The sequence below is a fragment of the Pseudoclavibacter sp. JSM 162008 genome, from assembly GCF_041366455.1.
Lineage (GTDB): Bacteria > Actinomycetota > Actinomycetes > Actinomycetales > Microbacteriaceae > Pseudoclavibacter.
Genome location: NZ_JBEWYX010000005.1, coordinates 43,798 through 59,993, shown reverse-complemented (window position 1 = coordinate 59,993; position 16,196 = coordinate 43,798). Strand labels below are relative to the sequence as shown.

The 16,196-nt window shown below is 69.3% G+C and carries 16 protein-coding genes; 9 read left to right on the top strand and 7 right to left on the bottom strand.

All coding sequences use genetic code 11. From position 1 onward, the window contains the following. Positions 1-251: 251 nt before the first annotated feature. Complete coding sequence (locus ABVF28_RS05640) at positions 252-752, top strand: hypothetical protein (protein ID WP_179555450.1); 501 nt, start codon at positions 252-254, stop codon at positions 750-752. Positions 753-855: 103 nt separating this feature from the next. On the opposite strand, the gene ABVF28_RS05635 is transcribed toward ABVF28_RS05640, so the two are convergent. Further along, the gene (locus ABVF28_RS05635; RefSeq protein ID WP_371029771.1) at positions 856-2,868 is read right to left on the bottom strand and encodes a M13 family metallopeptidase; all 2,013 of its coding nucleotides are present in this window, start codon (positions 2,866-2,868) and stop codon (positions 856-858) included. 100 nt (positions 2,869-2,968) lie between these two features. Here ABVF28_RS05635 and ABVF28_RS05630 point away from each other — a divergent pair, with 100 nt between their 5' ends. Continuing rightward, positions 2,969-4,330 carry an MATE family efflux transporter gene (locus tag ABVF28_RS05630; protein ID WP_258067927.1) on the top strand — a complete coding sequence of 454 codons (1,362 nt, stop codon included), beginning with the start codon at positions 2,969-2,971 and terminating at the stop codon, positions 4,328-4,330. A 63-nt stretch (positions 4,331-4,393) separates the two neighbouring features. Further along, positions 4,394-5,026 (top strand): LysE family translocator, encoded by a 633-nt coding sequence (locus tag ABVF28_RS05625; RefSeq protein ID WP_104310821.1) that lies wholly within the window; start codon positions 4,394-4,396, stop codon positions 5,024-5,026. Here ABVF28_RS05625 and ABVF28_RS05620 read toward each other — a convergent pair. Continuing rightward, complete coding sequence (locus ABVF28_RS05620) at positions 5,023-6,081, bottom strand: hypothetical protein (RefSeq protein ID WP_371029770.1); 1,059 nt, start codon at positions 6,079-6,081, stop codon at positions 5,023-5,025. The two genes, ABVF28_RS05625 and ABVF28_RS05620, sit on opposite strands and share 4 nt — an antisense overlap. A 190-nt stretch (positions 6,082-6,271) precedes the next feature. Here ABVF28_RS05620 and nucS point away from each other — a divergent pair, with 190 nt between their 5' ends. The 4 genes from nucS (at position 6,272) to ABVF28_RS05600 (ending at position 9,550) form a co-directional block, all read left to right on the top strand. Next, positions 6,272-6,967 carry an endonuclease NucS gene (gene nucS / locus ABVF28_RS05615; RefSeq protein ID WP_179555454.1) on the top strand — a complete coding sequence of 232 codons (696 nt, stop codon included), beginning with the start codon at positions 6,272-6,274 and terminating at the stop codon, positions 6,965-6,967. A 69-nt stretch (positions 6,968-7,036) separates the two neighbouring features. Further along, positions 7,037-7,804, top strand: a complete 768-nt coding sequence (locus tag ABVF28_RS05610; RefSeq protein ID WP_371029769.1) for an HAD hydrolase-like protein — start codon at positions 7,037-7,039, stop codon at positions 7,802-7,804. 49 nt (positions 7,805-7,853) lie between these two features. Next, on the top strand, positions 7,854-8,336 hold the full coding sequence (locus ABVF28_RS05605; RefSeq protein WP_104310817.1) for a DUF3224 domain-containing protein: 483 nt from the start codon (positions 7,854-7,856) through the stop codon (positions 8,334-8,336). Positions 8,337-8,353: 17 nt separating this feature from the next. Then, complete coding sequence (locus ABVF28_RS05600) at positions 8,354-9,550, top strand: ATP-binding protein (protein ID WP_211891225.1); 1,197 nt, start codon at positions 8,354-8,356, stop codon at positions 9,548-9,550. 29 nt (positions 9,551-9,579) lie between these two features. Here the strand turns inward: ABVF28_RS05600 and ABVF28_RS05595 are convergent, their stop codons facing one another. The 4 genes from ABVF28_RS05595 to ABVF28_RS05580 all read right to left on the bottom strand — a co-directional run bounded on the left by ABVF28_RS05595 (position 9,580) and on the right by ABVF28_RS05580 (position 12,674). Continuing rightward, a complete protein-coding gene (locus tag ABVF28_RS05595; RefSeq protein WP_371029768.1) occupies positions 9,580-10,278 on the bottom strand; it encodes a GNAT family N-acetyltransferase in 699 nt (232 codons plus the stop codon). Between the two features lie 111 nt (positions 10,279-10,389). After that, the gene (locus ABVF28_RS05590; protein ID WP_104310815.1) at positions 10,390-10,854 is read right to left on the bottom strand and encodes a peroxiredoxin; all 465 of its coding nucleotides are present in this window, start codon (positions 10,852-10,854) and stop codon (positions 10,390-10,392) included. 148 nt (positions 10,855-11,002) lie between these two features. Then, a complete protein-coding gene (locus tag ABVF28_RS05585; protein ID WP_179557040.1) occupies positions 11,003-11,887 on the bottom strand; it encodes a CoA ester lyase in 885 nt (294 codons plus the stop codon). Positions 11,888-12,011: 124 nt separating this feature from the next. Beyond that, a complete protein-coding gene (locus ABVF28_RS05580; protein WP_371029767.1) occupies positions 12,012-12,674 on the bottom strand; it encodes a hypothetical protein in 663 nt (220 codons plus the stop codon). A 94-nt stretch (positions 12,675-12,768) separates the two neighbouring features. On the opposite strand from ABVF28_RS05580, the gene ABVF28_RS05575 reads away from it, so the two are divergent. Then, positions 12,769-13,698, top strand: coding sequence for an N-acetylglucosamine kinase (locus tag ABVF28_RS05575; RefSeq protein ID WP_104310813.1), 930 nt, complete (start codon positions 12,769-12,771; stop codon positions 13,696-13,698). Positions 13,699-13,728: 30 nt separating this feature from the next. Here ABVF28_RS05575 and ABVF28_RS05570 read toward each other — a convergent pair whose 3' ends face one another. Continuing rightward, entirely contained in the window at positions 13,729-14,649 is a 921-nt protein-coding gene (locus ABVF28_RS05570; protein ID WP_371029766.1) for an aldose 1-epimerase family protein, read from the bottom strand. 99 nt (positions 14,650-14,748) lie between these two features. Here ABVF28_RS05570 and ABVF28_RS05565 point away from each other — a divergent pair, with 99 nt between their 5' ends. Further along, complete coding sequence (locus tag ABVF28_RS05565; protein ID WP_371029765.1) at positions 14,749-16,026, top strand: alpha-amylase family glycosyl hydrolase; 1,278 nt, start codon at positions 14,749-14,751, stop codon at positions 16,024-16,026. Positions 16,027-16,196: the final 170 nt, after the last annotated feature.

The window sequence follows — 16,196 nt, the reverse complement described above, 5'->3', positions numbered from 1 at the left end:
TGTCTTGTGGGAAGTTTCCCTCAACGAGGTGACTCTGCCAGCCCGAAAGCGCAGCCGGCGACCGAGATGACGGGTGCAGCGGCTCGACCGCCGAATGCACGGCCACGCGGACCGGCTGACGCTCATCCTCGAACTCGCGAGGGACAATCGTCGGGCGCTGGCAAGCTCGGGCGCCGCGCCTCGTCGGAACCCGCGGCGAGCGTTCCGAGCCGACGGCCAGGTGCACGCTCCGTCGATGGGAACCCTTGCGAATGCTCCGCGATCACCGTTCGAAACTGCTCACTGCCGCCGCTGCCCTGACTGCGCTGCTGGCGCTCAGCGGATGCGCGGGCGGCGGGCAGGATGGCGACGTCGCGCCTGATGAGGGGATGCAGGCGCCGGGCACGGCGATTGCGGACGCGCTGACGGAGAACGAGATGGGTGGGACGCTCGATTTCGGGGCGCTCCTGCCAAGCGGTGCGACTGGCGCCGTCATCGCCTGCCCTGCTGACACGGTCGACACGCTCGCCGAGAGCACCGGCATCGACGCGGGCAATTTCGAGCTGGCCGATGGCACGCTTCCCGTCGCCGACGGCTCGTTCGCGCTGCTCTTCGGTGATGCAGAAGACCGCATCACCTCGTCGGCGGTGTACGCGGCGGACTCGGTGGACCTGTGCGCGGGCGATGCTGTCGCATCCACCTACCTGGGCTCCGGGGCGCTGGTCATGCTGTCGAAGGTCGGTGACATCTGGACGCCGAACGGCGTCGAGTAACCCCTCGTCGGCGAGGTACGCGCGGGGACGAGGACACCCCTCGCGATGGAGTCGGCTCCGTCACGAGGGGTGTCCTTGTCGAGGCGTGGGCCGCCTGGGCCTGCTACCAGATGGTGACGCGTGCCTCCGGGGCGAGCCAGAGGGCGTCGTTCTCGGTGACGTCGAACGCGTCGTAGAAGGCATCCACGTTGCGCACGATCTGGTTGCAGCGGAATTCGGCCGGCGAGTGCGGGTCGACGGCGAGCAGCAGCTTGGCGTATTCGGGCCGAGCCTTCTGCTGCCAGGCCTGCGCCCAGCTGAGGAAGAATCGCTGCGCGGCGGTGAGGCCGTCGATGGTGTCTTCGTCGTCTGGGCTGAAGCCAGCGTGGGCGCGGTAGGCGCGGTACGCCTTCCAGGCGATGCCGAGTCCGCCGAGGTCGCCGATGTTCTCACCGATCGTGAGCTCGCCGTTGACCTTCTGACCTTCGGTGCCCTCCGGGGAGAGCTCGTTGTACTGGTCGATGAGGGCGCGCGTGCGCTGCTCGAACGCGACGCGGTCGTCGGCGGTCCACCAGTCCTCGAGGCGGCCGTCTCCGTCGTACTTCGAGCCCTGGTCGTCGAAGCCGTGCCCGATCTCGTGGCCGATGACGGCACCGATCGCGCCGAAGTTCGCGGCGGGGTCACGGTGCTCGTCGAAGAACGGCAGCTGCAGGATGGCGGCTGGGAAGACGATCTCGTTCTCGCCCGGCGAGTAGTAGGCGTTGACGGTCTGCGGTGGCATCATCCACTCGTCGCGCCGAACAGGGGTGCCGAGCTTCGCGAACTCGTAGGCGGCCTCGTAGACGGATGCGCGGCGCGAGTTGCCGACGACGTCGTCGTCCTTGATCTCGAGGTCGGAGTAGTCGCGCCACCGGTCGGGGTAGCCGATCTTCGTGACGAACTTCTCGAGCTTGTCGAGGGCGCGCTGACGCGTCTCGGGGCTCATCCACTCGAGTTCGGTGATGGATGCGCGGTACGCGCCGGTGAGGTACCCGACGAGTTCGAGCATCTTGGCCTTCGCGGTCGGCGAGAAGTGCCGCTCGACATATGCCTTGCCGATGGCCTCCGCCAGCTTGCCTTCGGCGTGGCCCGTGCCGCGCTTCCAGCGCTCCCGCTGCTCCGGCGTGCCCTGGAGGGTCTTGCCGTAGAACTCGAAGTTGGCTGCGGAGGTCGAGGGGGCGAGGATGCCCGAGTACTGGGATGCGATGCCCCAGACGAGCCAGTCGCGCCAGGCCTCGAGGCGATCTTCGGTGAGGAGGCCGGCAACGCCCTCGAAGAAGTCGGGCTGACGCACGATGACGCGGTCGAGGGCCCCGGCGGGTGCACCCCAGCGGCCCGTCCAGTCGGCGAAGTCGACGTTGGAGTAGGCGGCGCTGAGCTCGTCGAAGGTGCGCGGATTGTAGGCGAGTTCCGCTTCGCGCGACTTCACGACGTCCCAGTGGAGCCCCGCGATCTCGGTCTCGAGAGCGAAGACCCGCGCGGCGCGCTCCTCCGCGTCGGGGAGACCGGCGAGGCCGAGCATGCGGGCGATGTGCGCCCGGTACTGCTCGCGGATCTCCGCGTACTGCTCCTCGCGGTAGTAGCTCTCATCCGGCAGGCCGAGGCCGGACTGCTCGAAGTAGAGGGCGTACTCGGCGGGCGACTTGAGGTCGGGGTAGACGTACGCCGACACGAAGGAGCCGAGGCCCGTGCGCTCGAGGTCGCCGAGCACGGCGAGGAACTCGTTGATCGAGGAGGCGGCGAGGGCGCGGTCGATGTCGGGGCGGACCGGGTCGAAGCCGAGGGCCTCGAGCTTCTCCTCATCCATGAACGCCGCGTAGGCGTCGGCGGCCTTGCGGAGCTCTGAACCCGGCTCGGCGTCCTTGCCGCTCTCGAGGATGTCGAGGACCGCCTTCTCGGCGTCTTCGCGCAGCTGGATGAAGCTGCCGTAGGCCGGCAGGTACGCGGGCACTTCCGTGGCGGCGATCCACTTGCCGTTGGTGTGCCGGAACAGGTCGTCGGCGGGGCGGACCGAGGCGTCGAGCGCCTCCAGGTCGATGCCCGAGGGGAGCTGCTCGGATGCGGGAGCGGTGGAGGCGAGGTCGTCCGTCTGTGACATGCCTCTCAGGCTAGGACACACCACCGACACTGACGCTGGGATCATCTCAGGGCGAACAGGTAGCGCGGTCGGCTTGCCGACGCTCTGCGACAATGACCTGGTGCGCGCATCCGACGGCCCCTCCCCGCGTGACCGCACCGACGCTCGCACCCTCGACCGCAGCATCCTGACGCTCGCAGTGCCCGCGTTCGGAGCACTCGTCGCGGAGCCGCTCTTCCTCCTCACCGATACGGCCCTCGTCGGCCACCTGGGCGACACCGCCCTCGCCGGCCTCGGCGTCGCCGCGACGATCCTGCACACGGTCGTCGGCATCATGGTCTTCCTCGCCTATACGACGACTCCCGTCGTGGCTCGTCTGCTCGGCTCAGGCGACCGGCCGGGGGCGATCCGCGCCGGCATCGAGGGGATGTGGCTTGCCGCCTTCTGCGGCCTCGTGCTCCTGGTGGTCGGCCTGCCGCTGAGCGCGCCCCTCGTCGGCGTCTTCACGAGTGACCCCGGCGTCATCGAGGCGGCGAACACCTACCTGTCGCTCAGCCTGTGGGGCCTCCCGGCGATGCTGCTCGTGATCGCCGCCATGGGCCTTCTGCGCGGGCTGCAGAACACGAAGGTGCCGCTCGTCGTCGCCATCGCGGGCTTCGCCGTCAACGCGGCGCTCAACGCGGTCTTCATCTACGGCTTCGGCTGGGGCATCGCAGGCTCGGCGATCGGCACGGTCATCGCGCAGTGGGGCATGGCCATCGTCTACATCGTCATCGCGATCCGGGCGGGCCGGGAGCTCGGCGTCTCTCTGCGGCCCGGCATCGGCGACCCGCGCATCGTGTTCTCGGCCAACGCGTTCATGGTGCTCCGCACCCTCACGCTGCGCGCGTCGCTCGTGGTGCTGGTCTGGGCAGCCGGCCAGCAGGGGGTGGCGGAGCTCGCGTCACTGCAGATCCTGCTCTCGATCAACAGCCTCATCGCGTTCACCCTCGACGCGCTGGCGATCGCCGGCCAGGCCATGGTCGGCCACGCGCTGGGCGCGGGCGAGATCAAGAAGGTGACGGCGATCTCTCGCCGCCTCAAGCAGTGGGGCTTCTGGTTCGGCGTGATCCTCGCGGTCGTCTTCGCGGCCCTCGCGTGGGTGCTCGGGTACGTGTTCACGAGCGACCCGGCGGTCTTGGCGCTCCTGCCCATCGGGCTCCTCATCCTCGCCGCCGGCACGCCGATTGCCGGATTCGTCTACGTGCTCGACGGCATCCTCATCGGGGCTGGCGACGTGCGCTATCTCGCCCTCGCCGGCATCCCTCCGCTGCTCGTGCTCGTCGCAGGGGTCGCGATCGTGCTGCCGCTCGGGATGCAGGGAGCCGCGGGGCTCGGACTGCTCTGGGCGTCCTACGCCGTCGGCACGATGGGCGCACGCGCCCTTGTGCTGGGCGCCCGCGAGCGCGGAACGAAGTGGCTGGTGCCGGGAGCGGCCAGGTAGCTGTTCCTGCCCCCAGCGCGAGAAGTGCTCGCGCGCCGCTGCGGCGGGCGCTAGGTTCGCGTCATGGTCCCATTCGAAAGCCTGCTCGCCTTCGCTGTCGCGTCGGTGCTGCTCATCCTGATCCCGGGACCGAGCGTGCTCTTCGTCATCGGGAGGTCGATCGCGCTCGGTCGCCGTGCGGGCGTGCTGAGCGTGGTCGGCAACGCGATCGGCATGATCCCGGCGGTCCTCGCCGTGGCCCTCGGCGTGGGGGCGCTTGTCGCGTCGTCGGTGCTCGCGTTCACGATCATCAAGATCGTCGGCGCCGTCTACCTCGTGTGGCTCGGTGTGCAGGCGATCCGGAACCGCAACGCGCATCTGACCGCGGAGGCTCCCCGACCCGCGAGCGCCGTCAGGCTCCTCCGGCAGGGCTTCATCGTCGGCAGCACGAACCCCAAGACGATCGCGTTCTTCGTGGCGGTGCTGCCGCAGTTCGTGTCGCCGGGCGCCGGTCCGGCCTGGACGCAGCTCCTCGAGCTCGGCCTCTGCTTCCTGCTGCTCGCCCTCATCTTCGACGGCACGTGGGCGCTCACCGCCGGAACGGCCCGCGCGTGGTTCGCGAAGTCGCCGAAGCGCATCTCGGGCATGTCCGCAACGGGCGGGGCCATGATGATCGGGCTCGGCGGGGTGCTCGCCCTGTCGGGAGCGAAGAGCTAGGCCGCGCCCTCCGGCGCGTCTGCGAGCGGTCGACGCAATCGGTCGCCGATCCCGGGGATCACCCACCGTGCAGCGATCGACGAGACGGCGACGAGTGCGACGAATCCCGTGATGAGCTTGTCCGCCAGCGAGTTGACGAGGTTCGACCCCAGCACGGCGAGGCCCTGGGGCTGCCCCAGCATCTGCAGCGTCCAGACGATGCTCTCCCCGGCATGGCCCACTCCGCCGTGGAACAGGCTGAGCAGGAGCGGAACCGCGACCGCAGAGCACGACAGCGCGACGAGGATCGTCAGGATGAAGTAGCGAGGGAGCGTCGACGCCATGCCGAAGCGGCGCGCCCCGTAACCCCAGACGAGAGCGCCGACGAGGTTCACGAGCGAGAACCAGATCGAGTGGGGTCCGCTGAGCCACACACCGCCGGTGTTGGTGACGATCGCGACGGCGACGCCAGCCCACGGGCCGACGACGATGGCCGTGACCGCTGTCCCGATCATGTCGAAGAACAGGGGCAGGCGCAGGAAGTTGACGATGAGATGGCCGGCGAGGTTCAGCAGGATGCTCGCCGAGATGATGAGGATGATCTGCCGCGGCCCGAGCTGTCGGCGCGTGCGCGCGTCGCTGGCGGTCTGCGTGCCAGGTGCGGTGCCCACGGCCAGGGGCCGTCCGCTCAGCTGCTCGCCTGCCGGCTGGGACTCCTCGGCCTCGGGCGGGACGGCATCCGGCCCCTCCGCTCTCGTCCCCTGCACCGCCAGTTCGGCGTGTGCCGACGCGATGGCGCCGCCAGCCCTGGCGACCCACTCGGGGATCGTCGCTGGCGGGGCACCCAGCACTTCCACGATCTCGCCGATGAGTCGCGCGTCGAGCCGAGATCTGCCGGGTCGGAAGGCCTCGAACACCGTGGTCCGGGCTGGACCCGACGCATCGGAGCCAGCGCTGCGACGGTTGGCCTGGATGCGCGAGGCGATCTCCGCGAAGGGCATGCTGCCCGACTCGGCTCGCAGTCGGCGGAGGTCCGCGACGACCGCATCGCAGGTCTCACGATCTGCATCCGCCACGATGAACCTCCCCGCCCAGGCTGAGGGCTGCCTTCCGATCATCACCGTACCAGCGCGGGAAAGCCGGATATCGCGGCCCGGTGTCGGCCGGCTTCTTGGTCCGTCGGCGCCTGAATGCCGTCACTCCGGTCCCTGCCGGACACCGGCGCGCGTGGCCGTACGTCGCGTCTCGAACGACTACCCTCGACGGGTGCGTCTTGTCATTGCGAACTGCAGCGTCGATTACATCGGCCGCCTCACCGCCCACCTGCCCATGGCCCCTCGCGTGCTCATGCGCAAAGCTGACGGCAGCCTCCTCGTGCACTCCGACGGGGGCAGCTACAAGCCGTTGAACTGGATGAGCGCGCCCTGCTCGATCGTCGAAGAGGCACCGGATGCGACCCAGGCCGACGCCGGCGTCACGGCGCTCTGGCGGGTCACGCAGACGAAGACCGGCGACCAGCTGCTCGTCACGATCGGCGAGGTCTTCAGCGACCATTCGCACGATCTCGGCAAGGACCCGGGGCTCGAGAAGGACGGGGTCGAGGCGCACCTGCAGAAGCTGCTCGCCGACCAGATCGAACTGCTCGGTGAGGGGCACGCGCTTGTGCGCCGCGAGTACATGACGGCCATCGGTCCCGTCGACATCCTCGCGCGTGACGAGACCGGCGCATCCGTGGCCGTGGAGATCAAGCGACGCGGTGGCATCGACGGCGTCGAGCAGCTCACGCGCTACCTCGAGCTCATGAATCGCGACCCGCTGCTCGCCCCCGTCTCCGGTGTGTTCGCGGCGCAGGAGATCGCCCCGCAGGCCCGCACGCTGGCTGAGGACCGCGGCATCCGCTGCGTCATCCTCGACTACGACGAGATGCGCGGCGTCGACCCACGCCACATGCGCCTGTTCTGACGGGCCACCCCGGCCGTTCAGCTGTCTGTCGCCTTGCGCTCGGGTGCTTCTCACTACACTGGCTCGGACATGACGCACACAAGCTCCACTGAAATGACCGGTCCGGTCCCCACCGCACCCCAGTCGACCGAGGTCGTCCAGCCGGCAGCGACGCCGGGAACGCGACGGGTCGACCTCGAGCGCGGAACCGGCATCGCCCCGTACACGGCTGTCCTCTGGGATCTCGACGGCACCATCAGCGACTCGGCGCCCGGCATCCTCAACAGCCTGCGCGCCGTGCTCTCGAGCTACGGCCTCCCGATTCCCGGAGACGCCGAGCTGCTGAAGCACGTCGGCCCGCCCATCCACGAGACGTTCGCCGCCTACGGGCTCGACCCGATCGAGGCCACCGAGCGCTACCGCACCATCTACCGCGAGTCGGATTCGTTCATCGGCGACCCGTACCCGGGTATCCTGCAGGTCATCCGCGACGTGCACGCGGCGGGTATCCCGCAGTCGACGGCGACGAGCAAGCCGGAGAGCTCCGCGGCGGTCATCCTGGACAGCTACGGCGTCGCCGACCAGTTCCTCACGATCACGGGAGCCTCGGACGACGAGGTGCGCTCGGCGAAGGCCGACGTCATCGAAGAGGCGCTCAGGCGGCTCGACGTCGCGGGCGTCGACCTCAGCAACGTGCTCATGATCGGCGACCGCTTCTACGACGTCCAGGGGTCAGCGGAGCACGGCGTGCCCGCCGTCTACGTGTCCTGGGGGTACGGACGCCTGGGTGAGGAAGCGGGCTCGGTGGCGGTCGCCGATTCTGCCGAGCGGCTTCGCACCTTCCTCGCTCTCGACTGACCCCCGCGGCTCCCGCCGCTTTGTCGGTGCTGCGTCGTATCCTCATGGCATGCGCGTAGAGAGCTCTTTCACGATCGAAGCCTGGGATGCGAACGGCCGTGCCGTCGGCATCGAGACCGCAGCCCCGCTCGGGGGTGCGTTCATCGTCCGTGCCATCTCGGGGGGTGACATCGAGGGGCGCAGCGAAGTGCTCTTCGCGGGTGCCTTCAACGAGAAGCACGGGTCCGGCACCTACGTCGCGATCGACGCCTTCGAGGGCACGATCGCCGGCAAGTCGGGCACGCTCGCCTTCTGGCACGCGAACACGGTCGCGAGGGGCCGTCCGGCCGCGGGCGGCGGGCTGCTCCACATCGTGCCCGACTCGGGCACCGGAGAGCTGGCGGGTGTGAGCGGCACCGGCGAGATCATCGCCCGCGGTGACGACCACACGCTCGTGCTCGAGATCCGGTTCGACGACACCGACGAGGTCGAGATCGACGGCGAGGTGTTCGCGGGCGAAGTCGAGGCGGGCACGTCCGAGCCCTCGGCCTGACCGGAAGTCGCGGTCCGGTGCCGAAGCAAGCGGGAGGAGCATCCGCGCCCCCGAACCCGTTCACGCCGTCCTTCGGGGTCACGCCACCGCTGCTCGTCGGGCGGTCTGCGATGCTGGCCTCCTTCGAGGCGGCGATCGACGGCACTCCCGGGGAGGTGGGGCGGGCGACCCTCGTCACCGGTCTGCGCGGGGTGGGCAAGACCGTCATGCTCAACGCGCTCGAGGACATCGCAGTGTCGCGCGGCTGGCTCGTCATCTCCGAGACGGCCACCAAGGGACTCGCGGAACGCATCACCACCGAGGCCCTCCCGAAGCTGCTCGCCGAGCACGACCCGCGGGCCAGCAAGCGGCGCATCACAGGAGTCACGCTGCCGATGAGCTCCGGCGGGTTCATCTCGACCGTCGAAGACCGGCACAGGCCAGTCGCCAACCTGCGATCGCAGCTGACGGCACTCACGGGCCTCCTCGCGCCGAACGGCACCGGCGTCCTCATCACGGTCGACGAGATCCACCGAGGTGCCATCGACGACCTCCGCGAGATCACGACGGTGGTGCAGCATGCCTTCCGCGAAGGCCTTGACGTGGCCTTCGTCGGGGCTGGCCTCAAGCCGAACATCAACGAGCTGCGCAGCGACCGGATGCTCACGTTCCTCCGCCGCGCGCACGTTCAGGAGCTCGGGCAGCTCAGCTACGAGGCCTCAGCACGAGCGCTCTCGGAACCCATCGTCGGCGGGGGTCGCAGCATCGACGACGAGGCGCTCGACTACGCCGTGCGGGGCACGCAGGGGTACCCGTTCCTCGTGCAGTTCATCGGCTCGAAGTCGTGGCAGGAGGCCGGCGGCGCCGAGCGCATCGACCTTCAGCACACGCGTCGCGCTGTCCGCCTCGCGCGGCAGGCGATGGGCCAGTACATCTACGAGCCGACGCTCGCGGCCCTGTCCGTCGGCGACCGCACCTACCTCGCCGCGATGGCGAGCGACGACGGTCCATCGCTCTCGAGCGAGATCCGCCAGCGGATGCGCGCGAAGGCAGGCTACGTCGGTGTATACCGGCAGCGTCTCATCAACGCCGGCATCATCGAACCGGCGGGCTACGGCCGTGTGCAGTTCACGACGCCGTACCTGCGCGAATACCTGCGCGAGCATGTGGTGAGCGAGGCGATCGCGCTCCCCCAGGGCCGCGCGTTCCCACCCCCGCCTGCCGACGACGAGTAGCGAGGCCGAAGGGCTCAGCCCAGGGCCGCTCAGGGAACGCGCACGCCCGTGAACGGGGTGGCGCGGCGCAGCTCGAAGCCGAGCTTCTCGTAGGCGGTGATGGCGCCCGTGTTGCTGGCCGCGGCGTGCATGAGGGCCTGGTCGCCGCGTTCCTGGATGTGGAAGGCCACGTCGAGCACGAGGCGGGAGGCGAGGCCCTGGCGTCGGTAGTCGGCGTCCGTGGCGACGGCGCTGATCTCAGTCCATGCAGCCGGGTGGAGCCGCTCACCCGCCATGGCGACGAGCTTCCCGTCGCGGCGGATGCCGATGTAGCGCCCCATCACGTACGTGCGCGGGAGGAACGGACCTGGCTGGTTCCGCTCGACGAGCGCCAGCATGTCATCGGCGTCGTCGGCACCGAGTTCGACGACCTCCTCGTCCGGCTTGGTCTGCAGGCGCGGCGTCTGCACGAGCTGCACACCTTCTCCGCGCCAGGTCTGCGCCCATCCGGACGGAACCTCCGGGTCTGCGTGCGAGATCGCGAGCTCGGCCCCCGATCCCAGGAGCTCGGCGATCGCGTCCCACACGTGCGGCTCATCCCAGGAGCGCACACCGAGGAACGGCGATACGTCCGCCGGGTATCGCTTCACGAGGTCCCCGCCGATCGCGAGGTGCGCGTGAGCACCGGTCAGCGAGTGCCAGGCGGGGTTGTCGAGCACAGAGGTGGAGGCGATGGCGGTGTCGGTCATGTGGTCCTCGAGACAGTGGATGTGTCTCCGATTGTCACGCACGCGAGGGCCACCCCCGCGCGGCGTGACCGACCGTTACGGCTGGTTGCCCCGCTGTGTCGTCCTCCGTCGTCAGACGCCGAGCTGCGAGCGAAGCGCCTGCACGTGCCCATCGGGGTCGACGTCGTAGGCCACGTACGACAGCTTGCCCGCTGCGTCGACGATGAAGCTCGAGCGGATCACGCCGGTGCCCGCGATGCCGGCGACGGGACGCTCGCCCCACGCGCCCCACTCCATCGCGGTCGCCCCGGAATCGCTGAGCAGCGAGTACGGAACCTGCTGCTCCTCGCCGAAGATCGCGAGTTCTCGCGGCTGGTCCAGTGAGATGCCGAGCACGGTGACGCCAGCGCCACTCAGGGCGTCGAAGTTGTCGCGGAAGTCGCACGCCTGCTGCGTGCACTTGGTCGTGCCCGCCTTCGGGTAGAAGTAGACGACGACGGGCGACCCGGTGAGGTCACTGAGCCGGATGATCTCGCCGTGCTGGTCGGTGAGCGCAAAGTCGGGGGCGCTGTCGCCGACGCTGAGAGTGGTGACCAAGATTGCTCCTCGCTCGGGAATCTGACGTGCCGACTCTAGCGAGCGCGCATCCACACTCTCCTGGGAACAGCGAACGGGCCGCCACCCCACCGGCGAACGAGGGGCAGGCGGCCCGCAGGCCTTCGGTCGAGCTGTCGGTCGGGTGCGACTAGACCTCGACGGTGATGCCGAAGGCCTCGGCGAGGCGTAGGATCTTGCGCGCGCGGCCGAGGCGGGGCAGGTCGCTGCCGTCACGGACGACGCCGCCAGCAGCGTCGAAGTCTGCGAGGAACTCGCGGGCCCAGAGGATGTCGCTCGTCTGCGGGCAGATGACCTCGTTGACGACGGCGGTCTGCTCGAGGCGGAGGCAGAGCTTGCCGGTCATGCCGTGCTCGAGCGTCCACTCGGACTCGTTGCGCAGGACGCGGAGGCTCTCATCGGTGGTCGGTCCGTCGACGGGGCCGGGCAGGCCTGCCGCCTTGGACGAGACGGTGAGGCGCGAGCGGGCGTAGGCCATGGCCTCGCGGGTCGCCCACATGCCGGTGTCGCGACGGAAGTCACCGCTGCCGAAGGCAAGACGGAAGGAACCGTCGGCGCGGGCGATGTTCGTGGCTTCCTCGAGTCCGAGTGCCGATTCGATGAGCGGCACGACGGGGATGCGCGCGCCGAGTCGTTGGTACGTGTTGACGACCTGCTCGGCCTGCTCGGTCTTGGCGAGCACGACCCCGAGGAGTCCGGGGACGCCCGCGAGCTCGTCGACGTCGTCGGCCCAGAAGTCGGAGAGGGTGTCGTTGATGCGAACCCAGGCGGAGTTGCCGGCCTTGAGCCAGGAGATGACATCGGCGCGTGCGGCGGCCTTGTGCTTCGGGTCGACGGCATCTTCGATGTCGAGGATGACGACGTCGGCGCGGGACTCCGCTGCGGCATCGAACGCTTCCGGCCTGGATGCCGGGACGAGCAGCCAGGACCTGGCATCCGCCGGCGGCACGACGTGACCGGCTGTTGACTTGGGGTGGGGGCTCGCTGGAACGTTCAGAACTCTCGCCTCATTCATCGACTGGATGCACGGGCCGGCTCGACCACGCACGGCCGCGTTTTCCGCAGCCAACGTGTGAGCTTAGTACGACGAAACGCGCTGTCCTTCTGCGGACCCCTACAAGAACTTGCCCGGATGCTGATCAGTAGGAGTACGGAATCAGCCCGAAGAGGAAGTAGAAGATCGCTGGGACGATCATGACGACACCCAGGACGGAGCCCACCGAGGCTGGCATGTTGCGCCATCCGCTGGCACGCAACGCGAGCACTCCGAAGACGATGGCTGCGGCCGCGCTCAGGATCTGCAGGATGGTCAGCACCGGGTTCAGGACTGCGTAGATCTCAAAGCTCCCGGTCCGCGCGACGGCGCTCATGATGAAGGAGAGCAGAGTCGTGAGGAGCCACCCGCCGAGCGCACTCGCGAGGGAGATCATGCCGAAGCGATTGGTCGCGAATGAGAGCTCTTCGCGGAGCGTCGAGAAGGTGAGCACCCGACGCGGTGGGGTGTTCCCGGGCTGCGAGTAGGCCCGGGGCTGCGAGTAGGCCCCTGGCTGCTGGTAGGCGCCCGGCTGCTGGTACTCCCCGCCTGCCGGCTGCTGGTAGCCGGCGGGCTGTTGGGCTTGCTGCCCGTACGCCTGCTGCTGCCCCTGAGCCGCCTGGCCGGACCCGTTGTAGGAGGAAGGTGGGCCGCTTGGCGGCGTTCCATAGTCGGGGGTGCCCTGCCCGGCATTCGCCGCGAAGTTCTGCGGCGAGTTCGGTTGGCCGTCCGGTCGCTGCTGCCCGTTCCACTGGCTCGGTGTCGTCATGCCATCACCCTAAGACTCTTGGCGTGCTTCCGGCTCGGGCACCTCTCCCCGGAGTGGGAGGGCGTTGTCGCCTGACTGCAATACGATTCGGTATATGACGACGACGTTCTCCCCAGCACCCGTTCTTGCCATCGATGCCGGTCAGAGCGGCATCCGCTCGCAGATCGACGCGGGCGAGGTGCGCTCCTTCGCCGCGATCCGCACCGACCTGCCGCTGGCGCCGCAGCTCGCGAGCGTCGTCGAGCAGTCGCTGCGGGAGTCCGGCCTGACGGGCGTCACGGTGTCTGGCGGCGTGTCCGGTGTGACGCACGCGCAGACCGTCGCGGATGAGCTCGCCCTGCTGGTGGAGCCGTTCGGGGTCGCGAGGGTGTTCATCGCGCACGACTCGATCTCGGCGTTCCTTGGGGCGCTCGGTTCTGAGCTGGGCGCGGTCGTGGCGGCTGGCACCGGCGTGGTCACGCTGGCCGTCGGGGAAGAGCGGCTCGCGCAGGTGGATGGCTGGGGCTACCTCGTCGGTGATGCCGGCTCCGGCTACTGGATCGGCCGTGCGGCACTGGATGCGGTCATGCGCGCGTTCGACGGTCGCGGCCCCGAGACGGCACTGACCGAGGTCGTGCTGGCTCACCACCCTGATCTCCCCAGCATGTACGTGTCGCTGCAGACCAACGAGGGGAAGGTGCGGCACATCGCCTCGTTCGCGAGGTCGGTGGGCGACCTCGCGGAGACGGATGCGGTGGCCGCCGAGATCCTCGCGGCTGCTGGCTCGCAGCTCGCGGCCTCGGTCGCTGCCGGGCTCGCGCGCGTCGGCCTGCCGGGGTCGCGTGACGAGGTGCAGGTCCGCGCGATCGGCAACGTGTTCTCGTCGCCGCACGTGGCGGCGGCGTTCCGCAGCTCGCTGCTCGAGCGCGTCCCTCAGGCTCGCGTGGCGGTGGGCGAGAGCCACCCGCTCGACGGCGCGGCGATGCTCCCCCACCTCGAGCAGGACCACGCTCTCATCGCCTCGATCGGGGTCGTGACGCTCTAGCGTCCTGACGCTGGCGTTCCTCGCGGCTCTCTAGATCGCGAAGATCCGCTGCGACGTCTCGAGCTTCTCGCCTGGTTCGAGCCAGGCGAGGTCGAGGCCCGAGTTGAAGGCGTCTGGCGCACAGGTCATGGGCTCGACCGCGACGGCCTGGCGGTCCCAGTCGATGCCGGGCTGGTCGCTCGTGAAGACCTGCACCCACGGCGCATCCGTGCCCCAGGTCATGCCGACCCCCGTGCCGTCAGCGGTGGTGAGGGTCACCGTGGCGGTGGTGCTGTCGCCGAAGACGTCGGTGAAGGCGTGGTCGATCTCCATCTCGCCGATGCGTCGCGCCTCGCGGTAGTCGAACGCCCCGGCGACTTCCTCGACGGAGACGACGGAGCCGGGGAGCAGGCGCGCGCCGTGCGCGTGCATGAGCTTCTGCGCCGGCGACTGCAGCGTCCAGTCGTCGATCTGCCCTTCGCCTGCGACGAGGTAGGAGTGGGTGGATGCGCCAGCCGGGGCGGTTCCGACGCCCACATTGCGCAGCTCGATGGTGGTCGTGAGGCCGTCCTCGCCGATCTGGTACCTCGTGCGGACCTCGACGCGGAACGGGTAGCCGGTCTGCGGCTCGATCGTGGCGGCGAGGAGCACGAAGTCGGTGCCGACGTCTTCCGGCTGGAAGTCGAGCCAGAGGGCGAGCCCGTGGAGCGCGTGCCCGCGCTTCGGCTCGGAGAGCGGGAGCTGCAACTCCTGGCCGTCGATGCGGTAGCGGCCGTCGATGATGCGGTTCGGCCACGGTGCGAGCGTCGCCCCCTTGTACGCCGGCCGCACTTCGTCCATGTCGAAGCCGTGCACGAGGTGCCTGCCGTGGTGCGTGAGCTCGCGCAGTGTCGCCCCGATGCTGGAGATCGACGCCTCGTATCCGCCGTGGGAGAGGAAGTAGGAGGAGCCTGAGCGCGGGGTGATCGACATCGGTGGGGACTCCTCGGTGCTGTCAGGGGAAGGACGAATGGCAGTCTTTCACGCCGAGTCGGATCCGGCTCTCTCAGCCCGCGTCACTAGCCTGGGGAGATGACCTCAGCTCCTCAGCCCTGGCCGCAGACCGCTCTCTGGTGGCATGTGTACCCACTCGGGTTCGTGGGCGCGGACACGACCGGCGGTGATCTGCCCGGATCCGTTGAGCATCGCCTCGACCGCATCACCGCCTGGCTCGACGAGCTTGTCGGCCTCGGGCTCAACGGCCTGCTCCTCGGTCCCGTCTTCGCATCGCAGACCCACGGCTACGACACGGTCGACCACCTGCGCATCGACCCTCGGCTCGGCGACGACGCCGACTTCGACGCGCTCATCGCCGCCTGCCGCGAGCGCGGCATCCGCGTGCTCCTCGACGGCGTCTTCAATCACGTGGGCCGCGACCACCCCTGGTGGCGCGAGGCGGTCGAGGCCGGGCCGGATTCCGCCGCGGCTGCCAGGTTCGCGCGAGGGTCGGATGCGCGCGAGGTGGACGGCCTCGCCGTCGACGTGTTCGAGGGTCACGACGCGCTTGTCGTGCTGAACCATCAGCATCCCGAGGTCATCAAGTACGTCTCGCGTGCCATGGCGCACTGGCTGGAGCGAGGCGCCGACGGGTGGCGCCTCGACGCCGCCTACGCCGTGAGTCCGCTCTTCTGGCGCGCGACCATCGACCCGCTGCGTGAGCGGTTCCCCGACGCATGGTTCGTGGGCGAGGTCATCCACGGCGACTACGACGGGTACGTCGCCGACTCGGGGCTCGACTCGGTCACGCAGTACGAGCTGTGGAAGGCGCTGCGCTCTTCCGTGCAGGAGCAGAACCTCTTCGAGCTCGACTGGTCGCTGCAGCGCCATAACGACTTCACGGCGCATTTCCTGCCGATGACCTTCCTCGGCAACCACGATGTGACGCGCATCGCGAGTGCCATCGACGACGAGCGCAACCATGCCGCCGCCATCGCCATGCTCTTCTTCTTCCCCGGCGCCCCCAGCGTGTACGCGGGTGACGAGCGCGGGCTCGAAGCGGTCAAGGAGGAGCGCGCGGGTGGGGACGATGCCATCCGTCCGGAGTTCCCGGCCGACCCCAGCCAGTGGCCCGAGAACCCCTACTCCCAGGCTCACCGCGACGCGATCGCGTTCCGGCGCCAGCACCCGTGGCTCGCGACGGCGAGGATCCGCACGGAGGACCTCTCGAACACGGCGGCGCTCTTCGTCGCCGAGGGCGACGACGGTGAACTCGCGAGGCTCGCGGTGAACCTCGGCGACGACGCTGTGCAGCTGGGAGGCCGGGAGGTCGGCGGCCACGGCTTCGAGCGGTGGAGCGACGCCGGCGAGTGACCGCGGCCGGCTACGCAGCTCAGGCCTGCGTTCAGCCGAATGGCTGACCAACTTCAGTGCAATTGCCTATCTCGGGCGCGTGTTCTGCGCCAGAACGCCGGATATTGCACTGATGTTGGTCAGCCGCGAGAGCAGCAGCCCTGGGCCTCGACCCGTGCAGCTGCCTCGGC

Excerpts from the sequence above, each read along its gene's own strand:
- ABVF28_RS05640 (WP_179555450.1), top strand. The coding sequence starts at position 252 with ATGCTCCGCGATCACCGTTCGAAACTGCTCACTGCCGCCGCTGCCCTG.
- ABVF28_RS05635 (WP_371029771.1), bottom strand. The coding sequence starts at position 2,868 with ATGTCACAGACGGACGACCTCGCCTCCACCGCTCCCGCATCCGAGCAG.
- ABVF28_RS05625 (WP_104310821.1), top strand. The coding sequence starts at position 4,394 with ATGGTCCCATTCGAAAGCCTGCTCGCCTTCGCTGTCGCGTCGGTGCTG.
- ABVF28_RS05610 (WP_371029769.1), top strand. The coding sequence starts at position 7,037 with ATGACGCACACAAGCTCCACTGAAATGACCGGTCCGGTCCCCACCGCA.
- ABVF28_RS05605 (WP_104310817.1), top strand. The coding sequence starts at position 7,854 with ATGCGCGTAGAGAGCTCTTTCACGATCGAAGCCTGGGATGCGAACGGC.
- ABVF28_RS05595 (WP_371029768.1), bottom strand. The coding sequence starts at position 10,278 with ATGACCGACACCGCCATCGCCTCCACCTCTGTGCTCGACAACCCCGCC.
- ABVF28_RS05585 (WP_179557040.1), bottom strand. The coding sequence starts at position 11,887 with ATGAATGAGGCGAGAGTTCTGAACGTTCCAGCGAGCCCCCACCCCAAG.
- ABVF28_RS05580 (WP_371029767.1), bottom strand. The coding sequence starts at position 12,674 with ATGACGACACCGAGCCAGTGGAACGGGCAGCAGCGACCGGACGGCCAA.
- ABVF28_RS05575 (WP_104310813.1), top strand. The coding sequence starts at position 12,769 with ATGACGACGACGTTCTCCCCAGCACCCGTTCTTGCCATCGATGCCGGT.
- ABVF28_RS05570 (WP_371029766.1), bottom strand. The coding sequence starts at position 14,649 with ATGTCGATCACCCCGCGCTCAGGCTCCTCCTACTTCCTCTCCCACGGC.
- ABVF28_RS05565 (WP_371029765.1), top strand. The coding sequence starts at position 14,749 with ATGACCTCAGCTCCTCAGCCCTGGCCGCAGACCGCTCTCTGGTGGCAT.